14 protein-coding genes are annotated in these 20112 nt (G+C 64.7%); 11 read left to right on the top strand and 3 right to left on the bottom strand.

Going from position 1 to position 20112, the window contains the following annotated elements:
• Window positions 1-94 precede the first annotated feature (94 nt).
• From BJA_RS39930 to BJA_RS39970, 9 genes are all read left to right on the top strand, one after another.
• Entirely contained in the window at window positions 95-847 is a 753-nt protein-coding gene (locus BJA_RS39930) for a TetR/AcrR family transcriptional regulator (protein WP_011090590.1), read from the top strand.
• Window positions 848-867: 20 nt separating this feature from the next.
• On the top strand, window positions 868-1839 hold the full coding sequence (locus BJA_RS39935; RefSeq protein ID WP_011090591.1) for an ABC transporter permease: 972 nt from the start codon (window positions 868-870) through the stop codon (window positions 1837-1839).
• Window positions 1840-1882: 43 nt separating this feature from the next.
• Window positions 1883-2899, top strand: a complete 1017-nt coding sequence (locus tag BJA_RS39940) for a sugar ABC transporter substrate-binding protein (RefSeq protein ID WP_011090592.1) — start codon at window positions 1883-1885, stop codon at window positions 2897-2899.
• A gap of 80 nt (window positions 2900-2979) precedes the next feature.
• On the top strand, window positions 2980-5103 hold the full coding sequence (locus tag BJA_RS39945) for an ABC transporter permease (protein ID WP_011090593.1): 2124 nt from the start codon (window positions 2980-2982) through the stop codon (window positions 5101-5103).
• Complete coding sequence (locus BJA_RS39950) at window positions 5100-6197, top strand: hypothetical protein (RefSeq protein ID WP_038966137.1); 1098 nt, start codon at window positions 5100-5102, stop codon at window positions 6195-6197. Before BJA_RS39945 ends, BJA_RS39950 begins: the two co-directional genes overlap by 4 nt.
• The gene (locus tag BJA_RS39955) at window positions 6194-7690 is read left to right on the top strand and encodes a sugar ABC transporter ATP-binding protein (protein WP_011090595.1); all 1497 of its coding nucleotides are present in this window, start codon (window positions 6194-6196) and stop codon (window positions 7688-7690) included. The genes BJA_RS39950 and BJA_RS39955 overlap by 4 nt, the downstream gene beginning before the upstream one ends.
• Window positions 7691-7898: 208 nt before the next feature.
• Window positions 7899-8966 carry an HlyD family secretion protein gene (locus tag BJA_RS39960; protein WP_038966136.1) on the top strand — a complete coding sequence of 356 codons (1068 nt, stop codon included), beginning with the start codon at window positions 7899-7901 and terminating at the stop codon, window positions 8964-8966.
• A complete protein-coding gene (rbbA, locus tag BJA_RS39965) occupies window positions 8963-11737 on the top strand; it encodes a ribosome-associated ATPase/putative transporter RbbA (RefSeq protein ID WP_063921557.1) in 2775 nt (924 codons plus the stop codon). The genes BJA_RS39960 and rbbA overlap by 4 nt, the downstream gene beginning before the upstream one ends.
• A 2-nt stretch (window positions 11738-11739) precedes the next feature.
• Window positions 11740-12852: an ABC transporter permease gene (locus tag BJA_RS39970; protein ID WP_011090598.1), complete on the top strand. Its 1113-nt coding sequence runs from the start codon at window positions 11740-11742 to the stop codon at window positions 12850-12852.
• Between the two features lie 33 nt (window positions 12853-12885).
• Here the strand turns inward: BJA_RS39970 and BJA_RS39975 are convergent, their stop codons facing one another.
• From BJA_RS39975 to BJA_RS39985, 3 genes are all read right to left on the bottom strand, one after another.
• A complete protein-coding gene (locus tag BJA_RS39975) occupies window positions 12886-13374 on the bottom strand; it encodes a DUF2059 domain-containing protein (RefSeq protein WP_028173764.1) in 489 nt (162 codons plus the stop codon).
• 40 nt (window positions 13375-13414) lie between these two features.
• Entirely contained in the window at window positions 13415-14620 is a 1206-nt protein-coding gene (locus BJA_RS39980; protein ID WP_011090600.1) for an OpgC domain-containing protein, read from the bottom strand.
• A gap of 340 nt (window positions 14621-14960) precedes the next feature.
• Entirely contained in the window at window positions 14961-18017 is a 3057-nt protein-coding gene (locus BJA_RS39985; protein WP_011090601.1) for an ATP-binding protein, read from the bottom strand.
• 284 nt (window positions 18018-18301) lie between these two features.
• Here BJA_RS39985 and BJA_RS39990 point away from each other — a divergent pair, with 284 nt between their 5' ends.
• Both BJA_RS39990 and BJA_RS39995 read left to right on the top strand, forming a co-directional pair.
• Window positions 18302-18796, top strand: a complete 495-nt coding sequence (locus tag BJA_RS39990; RefSeq protein ID WP_028173761.1) for a hypothetical protein — start codon at window positions 18302-18304, stop codon at window positions 18794-18796.
• 235 nt (window positions 18797-19031) lie between these two features.
• A complete protein-coding gene (locus tag BJA_RS39995; RefSeq protein WP_011090603.1) occupies window positions 19032-20069 on the top strand; it encodes a thermonuclease family protein in 1038 nt (345 codons plus the stop codon).
• Window positions 20070-20112: the final 43 nt, after the last annotated feature.

The raw sequence follows: 20112 nt of genomic DNA on the forward strand, positions 1-20112 counted from the left end.
ACTCTCTGCGCTAGGAATGACGACAAGGGTGTAAAGCCCACGCCTGGATCAACAACAACGCCAAAAGACCCGGGAAGAAATTTGGGGAGGCAGCGTGAATCTCGCGCGCCGACGACCTTGGACGAACGCGTTCTCGACGGAAGCGCTGTGCACGCGCATTCTGGAACGTCACCGCGACTCAATCCGCGTCCAGAAGCCACGTCTTGCCGTCGCAAATCTCGCGCGTATCATCGGCGCAACCCTCACCCTCTCCAACAAGCAGGGCTTTCACGCCACCACGCTCCGCCAGCTCGCGGAGGCCTCCGGCCTCAGCATGGGCGGCCTCTATACGTATATCGACAGCAAGCCCAGGCTCCTGTCGATGATCCTCGGCGAGGTCGCGGCAACGGCGACCGAGGTTCTGACGGCGCCTCCCGACGACGTCAGGAATGACGCCCACAGGCACCTCGACTGGATCATCGCGACCCATATCCGCATGAGCGAGGCGATGCAGCCCTGGTTCGTCTTCGCCTTCATGGAGGCGAAGTCCTTTCCGCCGGCGGAACGTCAGCGCGCGATCGACATGGAAGCCATGACCGAGAAGATCATCGCCGACGTCCTCAGGCAGGGCGTCGCCAGTGGCGCCTTCACGATCGACCATGTCAGGCTCACGGCGTCGCTGATCAAGCCGCTGCTGCAGGACTGGTACGTCAAGCGCGCCAAGTACCGCAAACGCGGCACGTCGATCGACGGATACATCGATGGCGTCGGCAACTTCGTGAGCGCCGCCTTGTCGAGTGGCACCCGCGCCAACGGACGCTCGTCCGCCAGGGCACGCTCGCGGCCAAAGCAGATGGCGCACCCATAGTCCGCAGGAAGGGCCAGGCGATGAAGCGTTTCCGGTTCAATCAGCAAGAGATCGTCTTCGCCGTCTTCGCGCTGCTGTTCCTGGTATTCTCGATCTTCCTGCGCGGCTTTCTCACCCCGGAGAACATGCTGACGCTGCTCCAGAACGTCTCCGTGCTCGGCATCCTCGGCCTTGCCATGGCGATCGTCGTGATCGGACGCGGCATCGACATCTCGCTGATCGCCGCGCTCGCCGTGCCGCCGGGGCTGGTCTTGCAGATGGTGCAGAACGGCCACTCGCTGCCGGCCTCGCTCCTGACCGCCGTGCTGCTGACGATTGCCTTCGGACTCGTCAATGGCTGGCTGATCGCCTACGCCGAGGTTCCCTCGTTGTTCGCGACGCTCGCGACCGGCTTGCTCCTCGCCGGTCTCGGGCAGGCCGCATTGTTCCAGCTCGACGTCGTGCAGTGGAGCCCCGGCATGGACGGCTTCGAGCGGCTCGGACAGGGCACGATCCTCGGCATCCCGACGTCGATCATCATGTTCGCGATCGCCTGCATCGTGGTGGCTTTCCTGCTGCGCCAGACGCGCTGGGGCGCCTATATCTATGCGATCGGCGACAACCCTTTCGCCGCGCGCGTCACCGGCATTCCCTCCCGCCCGATCATCGTCCTGCAATATGTGATCGCCGCCCTGATCGGCTGCTTCGCCGGCCTCGTGTTGGCTGCATCCGTCAACTCGATGCCGACCCGCATCTTCAACTCCACGCTCATCTACGACGTCATTCTGGTCGTCGTGCTCGGCGGCATCGGGCTATCGGGCGGCCGCGGCGGCGTCCTGAACGTCGTGATCGGCACGCTCCTGATCGGCACGATGCTCAACGGCATGACCATCATGGACATCTCCTACGCCGGGCAGAATCTCATCAAGGGCGTGGTTCTGCTGCTCGCCGTCATCACCGATTCCTTCCTCAATCCGCGCAACGAGGAGACGGCGCAGCAGGGCGACATCTGACCGACCCAACGAGATAACGACAACCACAACCAAGGAGGAAGCAATGAAGCATCTCGGCAGCCCGACAAAGGCCATCGTTGCAGCACTGGGCCTTGCGGCCATGACCGCACCGGCTTTGGCCCAGCAGGGCCTGGACGAGCCGTTCCAGAAGCCGTTCAAGGAAGCGCTGGCCGGCAAGACCGTGGCCTATGTTCCGGTCGCGATGAACTTCGACCTCACCGAGGGCTGGTATGCCGGCCTGAAGAAGGAGCTCGAGCCGCTCGGCGTCAAGTTCGTGATCCGCGACGCCAACTGGAACACCAATGCCGGCGCGCAGGCCGTCACCTCGCTGATCTCGGAGAAGCCGGCGGTGATGGTGGTGCATAATCCGGACGTGCAGACCTATGCCAAATTGCTCCAGCGCGCCGAGAACGAAGGCATCTACGTCATCCAGATCAACATGGGCTCTGCCTATCGGAGCTCCGCCTTCGTCGGTGCCAACTGGGTCGAGATCGGCGAACGCCAGACCGAAGGCGTGGTCAAGGCCTGCGAGGGCAAATCGAACAAGATCGCGATCATCCAGGGCGCGCTGTCGGCGGCCGCCAGCGCCTATACGCTCAAAGGCGTCGAGAACGTGCTCGCCAAGCATCCCGAGATCAAGGTGGTGTCGAGCCAGGCCGCCGATTGGGACGCCGCCAAGGCCAAGGCGATCACGCAAACGGTGCTGAAGCAGAACCCCGATCTCTGCGGCATCGTCGGCTTCTGGGACGGCATGGATATCGGCACGGCGGCGGCCGTGAAGGAAGCCGGGCTCACCGGCAAGGTATTCCTGGCCACCTCGGGCGGCGGCGAACGCAAGGGCGCGTGCGAACTGGTGAAGTCGGGCGCGTTCGATCTCAACATGAGCTACGACGTGCCGACCCAGGCGGCACAGATGGCAGGCACGATCAAATGGCTGCTCTCGTCGGGCGTCAAGCCCGGCTCCGTCAAGGGCTCGGAATACACCACGCTGATTCCGATCACCAAGGAGAACGCCGACAGCCAGACCGCCTGCTGGAATCTCAGCGATCTCAAGAAATAGTTCGACGCTGACGCTCGAGGTTCCCTGGGCCATTGCGGTCTCGGGGACCTCGCTCCCAACATTTTCCATGCCCCGCTGGAATGCCGATGCGCGACACCCTGACAAGCCTGCGTTACCGCTACTGGCCCGATCATCTGCTCGGCGAAATCCTGTCCAAGCGATGGACCGAGACGGCCATCCCGGTCATCCTGCTGCTGATCGTCGGCCTCGCGCTCAGCCGGTCCATCGACAATTTCCTGTCGCCGGCGAGCCTTGCCGACACCGCGCGCCAGGCCGGAGAGATCGGCTTCATCGCGCTCGGGCTGGCGCTGGTCGTCATCGTCGGCGGCATCGATCTGTCCGTCGGTTCGATCTTCGCACTGACGGATTTCTGCGCGCTCTATCTGCTCGACGTGCTGGGCTGGCCGGTCCCGGCGGTGGTGGCCGCCACGCTGCTCTGCGGTGCGCTGCTCGGCGCCGTCAACGGCGTCCTGATCGGTTATCTGCGGCTGCGCGCCTTCATCACCACGCTGATCACCCTGATCATCTACCGCTCGGCCTACGACCTCCTGATCCAGCGCTACTCCAACGCCATCGCGTCGGCCTTCCCCGACATCCCGTCCTGGGACTTCATCGGCGGCGGCAGCATCTTCGGCATCCCGACCGTAGCGCTGGTCTATATCGTCATCGCCATCTTCGGCCATATCTTCATGACGCGGCTGCGGCCCGGCTGGCACATCACCGCGATCGGCGGCTCGCGCCGCTCGGCGTACAATTCCGGCATTCCCGTCCGTCGCACGATCGCGCTCTGCTACGTCGCAAGCGGCGTGCTGACCAGCATCGGCGCGCTGTTCTTCGCCTCCCGGCTCGGCACCGTCGGCGGCGACATCGGCGTCGGCCTCGAGGTGATCGTGCTGACCGCGACGGTGCTGGGCGGCATCACGCTCGGCGGCGGCAAGGGTTCGGTCGCCAAATCCGCGGTCGGGGTCCTGATCGTGCTCCTGATCACCAATGGTCTCACGACCATGAACGCGCGCGGCGGCGTCAACCGGATGGCGCTCGCCGGCATCCTGCTCGTCGCCGCGATGGTCGACATCCGCTGGCAGAAGAATCGGACGCGCATCATCAGCAAGGTCTACGTCGCCCCGACCTACCACGCGCTGCCGCCGCCTCCCCCGACCGAGATCGGGCAGGGCGGCCCGTTCGAGCAGAACGACAAGCTGCGCGATGTCGAATTGATCGGCCTTGGCCGCATCGAGGCGCCGGAGGACGTCATCCTCGATCGCCACGACAACCTCTATGCGGGCTCGCGCCACGGCGACATCATCCGCTTCCTCGCGCCCGACTATCAGAAGATGGAAGTATTCGCCCATATCGGCGGCCAGCCGCTCGGCATGGCCTTCGATCGCGAGGACAATCTCTACATCTGCATCGGCGGCATGGGGCTCTATCGCATCAAGCCCGATGGCACCGTGGAAAAGGCGACCGACGAGACCAACCGCAGCATGCGTTCGGTCAACGACGACAGCCGCCTTCGGCTCGCCGACGACCTCGACATCACCGACGACGGCCTCATTTTCTTCTCCGAGGCGACCGTGCGCTACGAGATGGACGAGTGGCCGATCGATGGCCTCGAGGCGCGGGGCAACGGCCGCATCATCTGTTACGACACCAGGACCGGCGCGACACGGACGGAATTGCGCGGCCTCAAATTTCCCAACGGCATCTGCGTGGCCAGCGACGGCCAGTCGATCCTGTTCGCCGAGACCTTTGGCTGCTCGATCAAGCGCTATTGGTTCGCAGGACCGAAGAAGGGCGCGGTCGAGGTGGTGATGGACAACCTCCCCGGCTACCCCGACAACATCAACCTCGCCTCCGACGGCAATTACTGGCTGGCGCTGGTCGGCATGCGCAGCCCTTCGCTCGACCTCGCCTGGAAGATGCCCGGCTTCCGGCGCCGCATGGCCAAGCGTGTGCCGGTCGACGAGTGGCTGTTCCCGAACATCAACACAGGCTGCGTTGTCAAGTTCAACGAGCAGGGCAAGATCCTCGAATCGTTCTGGGACCTGCGCGGCGAAAACCATCCGATGATCACCTCGATGCGCGAGCATCGCGGCTACCTCTATCTCGGCGGCATCGCCAACAACCGGATCGGCCGCTACAAGCTCGACAACGCCGATCCCGACTTCGTCCAGTATGACAAGCGGTGGGGGAAGCTGTCGTGATCGCAGCCGTCAGGGAATTCGCCAACCGCTTTCTCGGGCGCGGCGAAGCCACCATCACGGTGCCGTCCTTCGACGGTGCCTTGAAGCCCAACCAGAAGCTGGAAGCCGCCGACACCTTGCTGACGTGCGAGGCGCCGGAGGACCTCGCCACCGATGGCCGCAACCTCTTCATTGCGGACGGTCCGCGGCTGATGTGCCTGAATGGCGGCTCGCCCTCGGAGATCCGCACCTTCGATCGGCCGATCTCGGCGTTGTGTGTCCTTCCCGAAGGCGGCCTTGCCGTGGCGCTCGGGGGACGCGAGGTGCGCCTTTACGCAAGCCCTTCGGCCGAACAGCCAAGCGTGACGTTTGCCGACGCCGCCTTCAATGCCGTCAACGCGCTCGCGCCGGCGGGCGACAACACGCTGATTGCGACGGACGGCTCGGCGACATGCGGCGTCGACGACTGGGCGCGCGACCTGATGGAGCTGAACCGGAGCGGCCGCGTGTTCAGGCTGGATCCCGGCAGCAAATCCGTGACGGCGCTGGCCCAGGGGCTCGGCCATGCCTTCGGCGCCTGCGCGCATGGCAACGGCGTGCTTGTCAGCGAGAGCTGGCGCCACCGCCTCGTTCTGGTGACGCCGGGCGCATCGCCCCGGATCGTGCTCGCCCACCTGCCCGTCTATCCGTCGCGACTGACAAGAGCCGCGGGCGGCGGCTACTGGCTCACCGCCTTCACCGCGCGCACCCAGCTCATCGAGTTCGTGCTGCGTGAGCCGGCCTATCGCCGCCGCATGATGACGGAGATCGATCCGGCGTATTGGGTTGCCCCGCGCCTGCGCTCAGGCCTCTCGTTCAAGGAGCCGATGCAGGGCGCGCACATCAAGACCATGGGCGTCATCAAGCCGTGGGCGCCGCCGCGATCCTACGGACTCGTCATCCGTCTCAACCCCGATGGCCAGCCGCTCTATTCGCTGCACAGCCGGGTTGACGGCGTCAATCACGGAATCGTTGCGGCCATCGAGATGGGCGACGACCTCGTCCTGATCGCCAAGGGACCTGGCCGTGTCCTGCGACTGCCGCTGGCCGGCCTTGCCGAGGAGTTTTGCCAATGAGCGACATCATGCTCTCGCTGCGCAAGGCGACAAAACTCTACGCCGGCGTTCCCGCCATCGACGGGGTCGACTTCGACCTGCGCCGCGGCGAGATCCACGCGCTGGTCGGCGAGAACGGTGCCGGCAAGTCGACGCTCACCAAGGTCATGGCCGGCGTGGTGACGCTGACCTCGGGCGCCATGACGGTCGACGGCGCGGACGTCGCACCGAGGACGCCGCTGGAGGCACGCAATCTCGGCATCGCCATGGTGTTTCAGGAGAACAGCCTGGTGCCGACCATGACGGTGGCGCAGAATTTATTCCTCGGGCAGGAGAAGTTCTATAACCGCTTGCGCGGAATCTACATCGCCGCGCAGCAGTTTTTGCAATCGCTCAATTTTGACGTCACGCCGACCGCCACGGTCAGCGGTCTCGGCGCGGCCAAGAAGCAGATGGTGGAAATTGCGCGCGCGGTTCTGCACCGCGCCAAGGTCATCATCTTCGACGAGCCGACCGCGTCGTTGACGCCGGAGGAGAAGAAGTACTTCTTCGACCTCGTCCGCGACCTCAGGAAGCGCGGTGTCTCGATCGTCTTCATCTCACATGCCCTGGAAGAGGCCCTGCTGCTCGCCGACCGCATCACGGTCCTGCGCGACGGCAAGCATGTCGTGACCGACGACGCCGCCAAATTCGACCGCGCCGCGATCGTACAGGCCATGGTCGGCCGCGACCTGTCGAACACGCTCTACGGCGCACGCAAGCGCAGCGTGCGGCCGGCCGGCCCGCGCGTGCTCACGGTGCAGAATTTGAAGATGGCGCCGATGGTGAAGAACAATTCGCTGTCGGTGTTCGCAGGGCAGATCACCGGCGTATTCGGCCTCGTCGGGGCCGGCCGCACCGAGACGTTCAAGATCGTCTCCGGCGTGCTGAAGCGCGACTTCTTCCACGGCGGCGAGATCCTGCTGCACGACAAGCCGGTGCGCTACCGGGTGCCGGCGCCGGCGGTCAAGGCCGGCATCGCCTATGTCACCGAGGATCGCAAGGTCGAGGGCTTCTTCGAGACGTCCTCGATCGCGCGCAACATCTATCTCGGGCTTCTGTCGAAGTTTCCCAAGGGCCGCATGATGCTGTCGCGGCGGGAAACCGAGACCATCGGCAAGACCTGGATCGAGAAGCTCAGGGTTCGCGCCATCGGCGACCACGGCAAGGTGGTCGAGCTGTCCGGCGGCAATCAGCAGAAGGTCGTGATCGCCAAATCGCTGGTGCAGGAGCCCGACCTGATCATCTTCGACGAGCCGACCCGCGGCGTCGACGTCGGCGCCATCGTCGAGATCCACGAGCTGATCAACCAGCTGGCCGACGAGGGCAAGGCCGTCGTGGTCATCTCGTCCTATTTGCCCGAGATCATGGCGCTCTCCGACCGCATCCTGGTCTCACGCCAGGGCAAGGTCGTGGAGGAATTCTCCGCGCTGGACGCGACGGAAGAGAGGATCATGTACGCGGCGATCCACTAGGCGTCGCCAGAGCGCTCCGGGCCAGCCGACTGCCTGAACCTTGGGCAGAGGCAACGATCGCGCAATCTGATCTGCATCAAGTTGCGCTGCAACAATCGCGGCAATGTTGGACCAGCTTCGGCTGCGCGGCTTCCACCTCGGAGAGATCCGTAGCGGCCGGCCATTCGTGTCTCAACATGTGGGCGCCGCGGCGCGGCGTTATGAACAGATGAACTTCACTCCGGGCCGCGTCATCGCCGCGATCGCCATCCTGCTTGCAGGCGGCGGCTATTACTACTGGCAGCACCGCGATTCCAACACGCTGCCGGCAGGCTTTGCCCGCGGCAACGGCCGCATCGAAGCGGTCGAGATCGACATCGCCACCAAGACGCCTGGCCGGATTCGCGAAATCCTGGTCAACGAAGGTGATTTCGTGAACGCCGGCCAGGTTCTGGCGCGGATGGACACCGAGCAATTGCAGGCGCAGCGCCGCCAGGCCGAAGCGCAGCTCCAGCGCGCATCCATCAATGTCGAGACCGCGAAGAGCCTGGTGAACCAGCGCGAGGCCGAACGCAGGGCTGCGGAGGCCGTGGTCGACCAGCGCATCGCCCAGCTCGACACCGCCAGCCGCAAGCTCGATCGCTCCGAGCAATTGATCAGGACGAATGCGGTGTCGCAGCAGGTGCTGGACGACGACCGCTCGGCCAACGCCACGGCCAAGGCGGCGCTTGCCGCCTCCCAGGCCCAGGTCGCAGCCTCCGAGGCCGCGATCAGCTCCGCCCGCGCCATGGTGATCGATGCCGGCGCCTCGGTCGACGCCGCCAAGGCCGCGATCGAAAGCATCAACGCCGACCTCAACGACAGTGTGCTGAAGGCGCCGCGCGAAGGCCGCGTCCAGTATCGCGTGTCGCAGCCGGGCGAGGTGCTCGCGGCCGGCGGCCGCGTCCTCAACATGGTCGATCTCGGCGACGTCTACATGACATTCTTCCTGCCGACCGCGGATGCCGGCCGCGTCGCGATCGGCTCCGAGGTCCGCCTCGTGCTCGACGCCATCCCGCAATACGTGATCCCGGCCAAGGCCACCTTCGTCGCCGACGTCGCGCAATTCACGCCCAAGACCGTCGAGACCGAGGAGGAACGCCAGAAGCTGATGTTCCGCATCAAGGCGCATATCGCGCCCGAGCTGCTGCGCCAGCACATCGAGCATGTGAAGACCGGCCTGCCCGGCATGGCCTATGTGCAGCTCGATCCGGCCGCGCAATGGCCCCACAATCTCAAGATCAAAGTGACCCGATGAGCGCGACTGCCGCAGCCGACGCACCGGCCGGGCCCGGCAGCGTGGTGCATCTCGAAGGCGTAGGCCTGAGCTACGGCAAGACCCGCGCGCTGGATGGCATTACCCTCGACCTGCCGTCCGGCTGCATGATCGGATTGATCGGACCCGACGGCGTCGGCAAATCCAGCCTGCTCGCGCTGATCGCCGGCGCTCGCGAGATCCAGCAGGGACGCATCCATGTGCTTGGCGGCGACATGGCGAGCTCGCGCCATCGCCGTACGGTCTGCCCTGATATCGCCTATATGCCGCAGGGGCTGGGCAAGAATCTGTATCCAACGTTGTCGGTGTTCGAGAACATCGACTTCTTCGGCCGCTTGTTCGGACACGACAAGGCGGAACGAAGCAGACGGATCGCTGGCCTTTTGCGCGACACCGGGCTCACCCCCTTCGCCGACCGCCCGGCCGCAAAGCTCTCCGGCGGCATGAAGCAGAAGGTGGGCCTGTGCTGCGCCCTGATCCACGATCCCGAGTTGCTGATCCTGGACGAGCCGACCACCGGCGTCGATCCCTTGTCGCGGCGCCAGTTCTGGGAGCTGATCGCCTCGATCCGGAGCAGCCGGCCCGGCATGAGCGTGATCGTCTCGACCGCCTATATGGAGGAGGCCGCGCAGTTCGACTTCCTGATCGCGATGAACGCCGGCCGCGTGCTGGCGACGGGAACGCCTGCCGCGCTCAAGCGTCAGACCGGCGCCGACACGCTCGACGACGCCTTCATCCGCCTCTTGCCGGAGGCAGATCGCGGCAATCACACCGGCGTCGTCATCCCGCCGCGCAGCGCGGACCATGACGAGATCGCGATCGAGGCGGACCACCTGACCCGGAGCTTCAATGACTTCGTCGCTGTCGACGATGTCAGCTTCCGCATCAGGAAGGGCGAGATCTTCGGCTTCCTCGGTTCGAACGGATGCGGCAAGACCACGACCATGAAGATGCTCACCGGCCTGTTGCCCGTGAGCGAGGGCAATGCGCGACTGTTCGGCAATGCGATCGATGCCGGCGATATGTCCGTGCGCCGCCGCATCGGCTACATGTCGCAGGGCTTCTCGCTCTATTCGGAGCTGACGGTCGCCCAGAATCTCGATCTGCATGCGCGGCTGTTCGGGCTGCCGGCGGAGACTATCGCCGCGCGCATCCACGAGATGATCACCCGGTTCGATCTTGCGGAGGTGGCCGACGCCCTGCCCGACGCGCTGCCGCTCGGCCTGCGGCAGCGGCTGTCGCTGGCGGTCGCCATGATCCATGCGCCGGACATCCTCATTCTCGACGAGCCGACCTCCGGCGTCGATCCCGTCGCCCGCGACCGCTTCTGGCAGATTCTCGCCGAGCTCTCGCGCAAGGACAACGTCACCATCTTCGTCTCGACCCATTTCATGAACGAGGCCGAACGCTGCGACCGGATCTCGCTGATGCACGCGGGCAAGGTGCTGACGTCGGACACGCCTGCCGCGATCGTGGCCGCGCGCGGCACCGCCACGCTGGAGCAGGCCTTCATCGCCTGCCTCGAAGAGGCGATCGCTGACACGGCGGATGCAGCCGGCCCGCCTGCGGCCGCATCGCCCGCGCCGGCTGCGACCGCTACGCCGCCGCGCAAGCGCAGCAGCGCGACGTTCAATCCGATCCGCATGCTGGCCTATTCCCGGCGCGAGGCGCTCGAGCTGCGCCGCGACCCGATCCGCGCGACGCTCGCGATCCTCGGCAGTGTGCTGCTGCTGTTCGTGCTCGGCTACGGCATCAGCATGGACGTCGAGAACCTGACCTTCGCCGTGCTCGACCGCGACGACAGCGCCATCAGCCGCGACTACAGCCTGCAGATCGCGGGGTCGCGCTACTTCACCGAAAAGCCTCCGATCACGGATTACGCCGATCTCGACCGCCGCATGCGCGCCGGCGAGATTGGCCTCGCCATCGAGCTGCCGCCCGGCTTCGGCCGCGACGTCAGCCGCGGTCGCCATGTCGAGATCGGCGCCTGGGTCGACGGTGCCAACCCCACCCGCGCCGAAACGCTGCGCTCTTACGCCCAGGCGATCCACGCCACCTGGCTCGCGCAGAAGGGCCGCGAGCTCTATGGCGAGGCGGCGATCGCCGGTTCCTACAAGCTCGAGCTCCGCTACCGCTACAATCCCGACGTCAGAAGCGTCGTCGCCATGGCGCCCGGAATCATTCCGCTGCTCCTGATCATGATTCCGGCGGTGCTCGCCGCACTCGCGGTGGTGCGCGAGAAGGAGCTCGGCTCGATCGTCAATTTCTACGTGACGCCGGTGACGCGGCTGGAATTCCTGCTCGGCACGCAACTGCCCTATGTCGTGCTGGCATTCGGCAACTTCCTGCTCCTGGTCGGCTTCGCGCTCGCCGTCTTCGGCGTGCCCTTCACCGGCAGCTTTCCGACCTATGCGCTCGCCGCCCTGCTCTATGTCACCGCCACGACCGGCATGGGGCTGGTGATCTCGGCCTTCATGAACAGCCAGATCGCGGCGCTGTTCGGCACGGTGCTGATCACGCTGATCCCGGCCATCCAGTATTCCGGGCTGATCGATCCGGTTTCATCGCTCCAGGGCCTGGGCGCACTGGTCGGGCGGCTCTATCCCACCACCTATTTCGTCACGATCTCGCGCGGCACCTTCTCCAAGGGGCTCGGTTTCGAGACTCTCCACAACGATCTCCTGGCGCTCGCCGTCATGATCCCGGTGCTGGTGGCAGCCGGCACAATGCTGCTGAAGAAACAGGCCCGCTGACCATGCGCATCGACAACGTGCTTCAGCTCGGCATCAAGGAATTGCGCGGCCTCGTGCGCGACCCGATGCTGCTCGTGCTCATCGTCTACTCCTTCACGCTGGCGGTCTATGCAGGTGCCAAGGCACTGCCGGAAACGTTGAACCGCGCCGCGATCGCCATCGTCGACGAAGACCATTCGCCGATATCGACCCGCATCGAGATGGCGTTCACGCCACCCTACTTTTCCGAGCCGCGCCTGATCTCGCAATACGAGATGGACCGGCGGATGGACGCGGGTCTCGACACCTTCGCGCTCGACATACCGCCGGACTTCCAGCGCGACCTGCTGGCGCGGAGATCGCCCGCGATCCAGCTCAACGTCGATGCGACGCGGATCTCGCAGGCCTTCAACGGCGGCGGCTATGTCGAGCAGATCGTCAGCGCGGAGATCGCGGAATTTCTGGCGCACACGCGCAATGCACAGGCCGCACCGATCGAGCTGGCGCTGCGGGCGCGGTTCAACCCGGAACTGAAGAAGTCCTGGTTCGGCGCCATCGACCACGTGATCACCTCGATCACCATGCTCTCGATCATCCTGACCGGCGCAGCGCTGATCCGCGAGCGCGAGCACGGCACGATCGAGCACCTGCTGGTGATGCCGGTCACGCCACTGGAAATCATGGTGAGCAAGATCTGGTCGATGGGAGCGGTGGTGCTGATCGCCTCCGCCTTGTCGATCATCTTCGTGGTCAAGGGGTGGCTGGCGGTTACCATCGATGGCTCGGTGGCGCTGTTCCTCGTCGGCGCGGCGCTTCAGCTCTTCGCCACCACCAGCATGGGCATCTTCCTCGCCACCGTCGCCGGGTCGATGCCGCAGTTCGGGCTGCTGCTGATCATGATCCTGCTGCCGCTGCAGACCCTGTCGGGCAGCATGACGCCGCGGGAGAGCATGCCGCAATTCGTCCAGGACATCATGCTGGCGGCGCCCAACACGCATTTCGTGATGCTCGCGCAGGCGATCCTGTTCCGCGGCGCGGGCCTGGAGGCCGTCTGGCCGCAGCTCGTCGCGCTCACGCTGATCGGCGTCGTCTTCTTCCTGATCGCGCAGCGCCGGTTTCGCGCGTTTCTGGCCTAGGCACGACGCGCGGCCCGAGCGTATTGCCCGGCCTCAAAGCTTGTGCCCCTTCTGCCGCAGCGCCTCGATCAGGCGCTGCTTCAGCTCGTCGGCCGCCTTCTGACCGACGTCCTGGCCGATCTGCATGCTCGCCTGCGCCAGCGCATCCGACTTCTCCAGGAATTTTCGTCCCACGGGCTGGGCGTAGAACGCCTCGATCTGGCGCAGCTCATCGACGGTGAAGCTGGCGGCGTAGAGAGCCGCGATCTGATCGATCATCGAGGCGACGAACGGAGCATAGATCTCGGCGCCGGGCGCCGTCAGCGCATCATAGTCGCGCTCGATCTCCGGCCTGTCCTGGGCGACCACCGGCCTGAGCTTAAGCAGGAGCTGCGGCAGCAGCGCACGATACTGGTCCGCAATCTTCAGCGTGACGACGAGCTTGCGCGCCGCATTCATCGCCTCCGGCGGCGGCGCCTGCGCCGACGCGCCGCAGACCAGGAACAGGAGCGTGCCGGCGATCGTCAACAAACGTCTGGACATGAACCTCTCCGTGAGAAGGCGAGCTGGCGCCACGATGCTTTCAACGGCTCGCGGGCGCCCCGGCCGCGGCCGGAGCGCTTTCGGGCTCGGAATCCTCGACCTCCGTCACCTTCACGAACAGGCTGGGCACGCGTTCGGCACGATCGAGCAGCCAGGCGGCGCCGATCATGATGACGATGCCGACGATGGAGACGGCGAGCTGCTCCCAGACGCCCTTGGTGTATTGCGTCAGGATCCAGTGCGCGGAGAACGACAGGAACACCCCGAGGCAGAAGATCGGCAGCGAATGCTGGCCGCAGAGGATGACCGGGCGCAGCCAGGGTGTGTGCAGTGACCGCCATTTGCGCGAGATGAAATGGGTGACCCAGATCGCCAGCGCCAGGAAATGCGTGAAGCGCAGCATGTCGAGATCGGTCTTGTCGATCGGGTAGATCGCCTTGATCATCCATTTCGGGATCAGGGCCTCGAGCGCGGGAACGTGCCAGGTCATCACGATCAGGAGCGCGAAGGCGAGCCAGGCCGCCGCGAGCGTCATCGCCGCCTTCGACCACACCCATTTCGCGATCTTCCCGATCTGGCCGATGCCGCACCAGGCCGCGAACACGAACATCAGCTGCCAGCAGAACGGGTTGAAGTACCATTTCGTGCCGGGCGGATAGGAGGCGACGTTCCAGTCGAACCAGCGCGACAGCACATAGAGCACCACGGAGGCGGCGAGGGTCAGGTTCGGCCGCCGCACCAGGCACCAGACGATGAAGGGCGAGGCGAACACCAGCGCGATGTAGAGCGGCAGCACGTCGAGATTGACCGGCTTGTATTTCAGGACGATCGCCTGCCCGATCAGCTCGTCCGGATGCGACAGGAAGTTGAACACGTTGAACTCGTGCTCGTACATCGGATTGTCGAAGCGGCGCGCGGTGCGCGCGATCTGCGCCGTGAACAGCAGGAACAACATGATGTGGGCGACGTACATCTCGGCCGCGCGACGCCACAGCCGCTTGAGCGCGGCGAGAAACCAGCCGCCCGCGATGATCGGCCCGTAGATCCAGCCGACCAGGTAGCCGGAGATGAAGACGAAGAACTCGGCGGCGTCGCTGAAGCCGTAATTGCGCAGCGTCAGCCAGGCCACGACGTCGTGCGGGATGTGGTCGAGGAAGATCATCCACAGGCCGATGCCGCGGAAGAGATCGAGCCGCAGGTCGCGCTCGACCGGCGCCAACAGTGCTGACTGGTCCCGTGTGATCATGGCCCCGCCTCTTCCGGTGGGCGTCGCGCCGTGGCGGCGCCGACAAAATGCAATGCTAAAAAACGCGAATCAAAAGATCACCTGGCCCTGCGGCTAGCTTCCCGCCAACGGTAGCCGACCCAGGTGCCCGCGCAAGGGACTTCGTCATGACGGGCGGCGGGGACCACCGCCGGGCCGCGCCGAACCGGCGGCCATCCCACTAAAACATCGAAAACAACCCCATGCACAGTAGAAGTGGCACGATAAGCCATTGTGATTACTACAAAATAAAAACGATATGTCGGGCAAGAAAGTCACCCCGGCGGTACGATCGCACGGCAGGCGGATTGAGAGTGAGGGGTCAGGCGATCTCGTCGCCCCGGGCGAGCATCCCGGTCAGCATCGCCTCGGCCTTCTGCTTCAGCGGCAGCGCGCCGCTGTCGGAGGCGATCGCGATCGCCGCGCGCAGGGCGGCAAGGATCGCGGCCTTGTTCTCCTCGCTGGAGGGAGGCGTCACCACGGCTTCGCCGAACAGGGCTTCGGCCTCGAGGCCGGCAAACCCCTGCTGCCGCGCGGTGTTGCGCGCCTCGCGCAGCATGTTCTGCGCGGCCTGGACGTCGCCGAGCCGGCAGGTTGCCAGCGCCAGGTAGATCGAGCTGCGCAGCACCGCCGAGGTATAGCCGACCGCCTTCGCCTCCTCCCGCGCCTCGCCGAGCATGCCGCGCGCCCGGTCGAACAGACCCTGCTCGAGATAGGCGATGCCGAGGTGGCAGGCGAGCACCGGCACGAACAGCCGAATGCCATGCTTCTGCGCGAGGACGAAACCCTCTTCGAGGATGGCGGCGGCCGCCGCCGGATCGTTGCGGCCGAGCTTCAGCCACCCGCCGCTATAGGCCGCCGCGACGCGGTCGTAGGGACGGCCGGTCTCCTCCGCGATCGCCGCGGCCTGCTGCTGGAGCTGTTCGGCGGCATCGAGCTCGCCCATCACGGTGTGGGTGAAGCTCTTCATCATGCAGCAGAGGAGGAGCGTGTATTTTGGGGGCGTACCGAAGGGCGCGCTTGCCTCCGGTCCCATGAGATTAGCGCGGCCTCGCGCCAACGTCTGCTCCGCTTCGCGATATCGACCGGCGAGAAAATAGGCCTGTCCCAGATTGTATTGTGCAAGGTTGCGCCAACCCGGGTTGCCTGACTTCTCGGCGAGGCCAACGACCTCCCGGCCGAGCGCAACCGCTTCAGTTGGCGTTCCGTAGAAATTCTGTCCACCCGCCATGACGGTCATGGCGGCGACCTTTCTTCCGATGTCGTCAATTCCACTGGCCCGGCGTTCGGCCTCTTTTCCGAGATCGATCCACTCGGCAACCTGACCGGACCAGATGAATGCCATTCGCGCCTCCATCCGGAGGTCAATTGCATCTGCCTCCCGCGAAGGAGTCATCGGTGTTTTGTCGAGCGAACTCATCGCGATCCCGAAATAGTCGACCGCATCGGCATATGCCGAGCGCACAAGACATTTCCGCGCGGCCCCCCTCCCGTACCCGAACGCTTTCAGCCAATCCTTCGCGCGCATTGCGTGGTAGCAAAGCGTGTCAGGACCGTCGCTCCATGTCTCGTCGCTTTCGAAGGCCGCAAGAATTCGCGCATGTATATTTTCGCGCACCTTTTCGACCATCGACTCGTAGGTCACTTGGCGGACCATCTCGTGCTGGAACTCGATCGAGTCCTCAAGTTCACTATCGATCCTGACGAGGAGCTCGGCTCGGTCGAGCGCTCCAAGGCAATCCTGGAAGACGTCTTCGGGCAGCGCCGCGACGTTCCGCAGCATCATCACGCTTGAGCGCGGCCCCAGCGCCGCCGCTATTTGGAGAACCGAGCGCTCCTGCCTTGAAATGCGATCGAGCCGCGCCGCAATCACGCCCTGAATGCTGGTGGGGATGCCGAGCTCATCAATGGGTCGAACGAGCGCAAGGTCACCCCACTGACCGCGAAGCGTGCCACTATCTTTCAGTCCGCGGCAGACTTCCTCGAGAAACAGGGGAACGTTGGCCGTATGAGAGATGATACGGTTCTTCAAATCGGTGTTCGTCGCCGACGGTCCGAGCATATCGGCCAACATGGCCAATCCCGAATCGTCATCCAGGGGGCGCATTGCAATCACTTCCGCGTGGCAGCGCGCGATCCACTCAGGCATGCCGTTCGGCCTGCTCGTGAGAAAAACCATCAGGTTGGGGCTCTGCAACGACGCGATTGCAGCAACAACCGCATCGCTGGCTCGGTCGATCCAGTGCAGGTCCTCGATGAGAAGAACGGTGCGCTGCTGGAAGGCCAAGCCTTGAACGATGGCGCAACTTGCATCGGAAATGGCGCGCGCGCGCGCGTAAGGCTCCAACTCGCTCCAGCGAGGATCCTCGACCGGAATATCCAATATGGAATCGATCGCGAGTTGATGGATTGCCTGCAACTCCTGTCGGATGTCGACCAGACTATCCGAATCTCTGGCGGTAACTTCGGAGATCGAAAGTATAATGCGCTTGAGCGCGCTGAACGGCACGCCCTGAAGGTTCGGGCTGCACTCGGCGTCGATCAACCGCCAGCCATCGGCCTTGAGCTCCTGGGCGAACTCATGTGCGAGCCGCGATTTTCCGATGCCTGCATCGCCGATCAGAAGGACCGTCTGCCGGCTTGCACTGGACCTCTCCGCGGCGCGTCCCAACAGGGCCCGCTCGGTCGTTCGATCGACAAACCGCGAAACGCTCCGCGCACGTCGCACCCGCCAGCTTGAAAGGTCGCTCGCTCCGACGACACGGTAGACCGGCAGCGGCTCGTTGAAGCCGCGCAGCACCTTGAGGCCCAGGGATTCGAATCGGACATGTCCATCCGCGAGTTTCTGGCAGGCTTCCGACACGTAGATCTGATTGGCCTCGGCCGCTGCCTCCAGCCGCGCGGCAAGATGCTGAGCGGCGCCTCCGATCTCGTAGACCTTGGAAAACTCGCTGGCGACCATATAGGCGACGACGTGCCCCGAATGGAGGCCGACCCGAACCTGAAGTCCGGGATCCCCAAGACGGCCAACGCGCCGGACAAGCTCGATGGCCGCATGGCAGGCCAGCGGCGCATGGTTGTCGTCGGCGATCGGGGCACCAAAGACCGCGGCCAAGCCGTCCCCCAACTCCTTGCTGACGATGCCGCCAAACTGGCGTACCGCGCCCCTCATGGCCGCCAGCGCAGGCTCCAGGCGCGAGACGGCCTCCTCCGGCTCCAGTTCGGCAACAAGCCCTGTGGAGTCGATGACGTCGGCTCGGAGAATTGTCACAAACCGCCGCTCGCTGTCGGGATCAGCACGCCGACGTACCGCCGCCCCACACTTGGAGCACCAGCTATCGTCGGGATCAATCGCCGACTGACACGCGAAGCAATGCATTCCTGCGCCTTCAAGGATCGCGGCGTCGCTGTCGTCCAGCGCCCGCGAGCAACTCGTGGTAAGAATACCTATCAAGAACCGCTTAGCAATCGGACTTGCCCATCGCCGTTTAGCGGGGCACGGTGCGGTTGGCGATCTGGACGAAACACAGTCCTGAGTGGTAGCGTACGCAAATCCCAGCAAAGATGGGGCATATATCGGCGAGGCCAGGTTGGCAAAACTAACCGGCGTCGTGGAGCTGTATGTATTTTCGCAAAGCCAAGGACATATTGAGGGAAAAGACGATGGGGTCGAGAACTTACACCGGGGCTTCATTCAAAGATTTGATGAACGACAATTATTTCCCTCTGGAAAACATGCAGAGGAGCGTGGACATCCTCAAGGCGTCGCCGGACATCCATCTACCGACCCTGGAGTACGGCCAGTACCACCTGATCCTGACGCCGGCGGACAAATGGCCGGACGGGAGTGCGGCGTACTGGCACAAGGAGAAGGGCCGGGCTCGCGTCGACCTCACCACGCAGCTGAATACGGTCCCGCTGTCCAAGGACGAGCCCGGCGTGATCCCGCTGACGCGATGCGCGCTGCTCGATGCCTGCGTGCGGAAATGCTTCAATTCCGAGCCGCCGATCCCGATGAAGACGAATATCATCACCCACGCGGCGAGCGACGCCTATGCCGACCGGCACGAAATCCGGCTGGAGTGGGAGTACGACAATGGTGAGGACCAGGCGCCGACGTTGCTCCACCTGACGATGGTCTGTCCGTACCGACCCTGATTCCGAGCGGGAGCAGCGCGGAGGCTTCCGCACCAATCGAAGGTGGTCCGTCGTCGCCACAGCATACGTTGCGCGACGGACCAATCATGCCCCGCCCGCTCGGCCCGAAGGCCGCGGCGCACTGTCTCGCTGCCGCCCCGTCATGGGCCTGTCGCACGAAAATGATCCGCTCCAGCTGTGCGCGTGCGAGTCGCCTGCTTGAGGCAACCGTCGCGTCCGTTGACAGGAGCGGCCGATGCCGGTGGGACTGCTGGAGGTCGAAGGCACGATCGAGGTCAGCCAGTTCTGGCCGGAGGGGAGGTCTGACGCCGACACCACCAAGGTCGTGGTGAACGTCGCGCCCGATGCGATCCGCTTCCGCAAGAACGACACCTCGCCGTTCCAGCCGACCCATGTCTTCGACAACGCTAAGGTCAAGGGCCGGACCAACACGGCGCCGATCAAGAACGGCAAGCTGACCGTGCGCCTTCAGGGCATCGACGCGCCGGAGCTGCACTATCAGCCGTCGCCGCTGTCGCCGGCCGAGAAGAAGGGCCTGGCGGATGCCAAGCGGCAGGCCTATCACGAGGTCACTCATCCTTACCGGCAATTCCTCGGCGCGACGTCGAGCAAGGCGCTGCATGATTTCCTCAGCCGTGCCGGCGAGGCGACGCTGGCCTGCCGGGTGTTCACCCATGTCGATGCGCCGAACGAGGTGTTCGACACCTATGGACGGCTGGTCGGCGACATCGAGGTGGCGGTCACGAACAAGACGGTCGACATCAACCACTGGCTGGTCGAGCAGGGCTTTGCCTATCCGACGTTCTACTCCTCGATGAACGACGACGAGATCAAGGCCTTCCTCGTGCTCGCCAAGGCCGCGCGGACGAAGAAACTGCCGGTCTGGAAACATCTCGCCAAAACCGTTCCGGCCTTCGACTTCGACCTGCGCGAGCCCAAGAAGAACGAGACCGACGTGCTCGCGACCGACAAGGGCCCGGTGATCCTGCCAAAACTCTACCGCCGCCAGACCAACTGGTCGGCGCGCAAGAAGGCGAAGGTGACCAGCCAGACCTTCCAGAAATTCCTGGGTGAAGGGTCAGGCGGCAAGCCGGACACCTGCTACGAGATCGACGACTTCCTGACCAACGGCGTTCACTCGGCGACGCCGCGGAATTTTGCGGAGTTCGTCGAGGGCGGGAAGACCATCAAGTTTCAGCCGGAGGGGCTGGTGTTCGGCGAGGCGCCGTCGAGCCTGGTCGGGGCGGACAACAAGTCCATCCTCCATTTCTGAGGCCTGCCTGTCGCCAAACAAAATGGCCCGCGTCGCGCGGGCC

The sequence above is a fragment of the Bradyrhizobium diazoefficiens USDA 110 genome, from assembly GCF_000011365.1.
Taxonomy (GTDB): domain Bacteria; phylum Pseudomonadota; class Alphaproteobacteria; order Rhizobiales; family Xanthobacteraceae; genus Bradyrhizobium; species Bradyrhizobium diazoefficiens.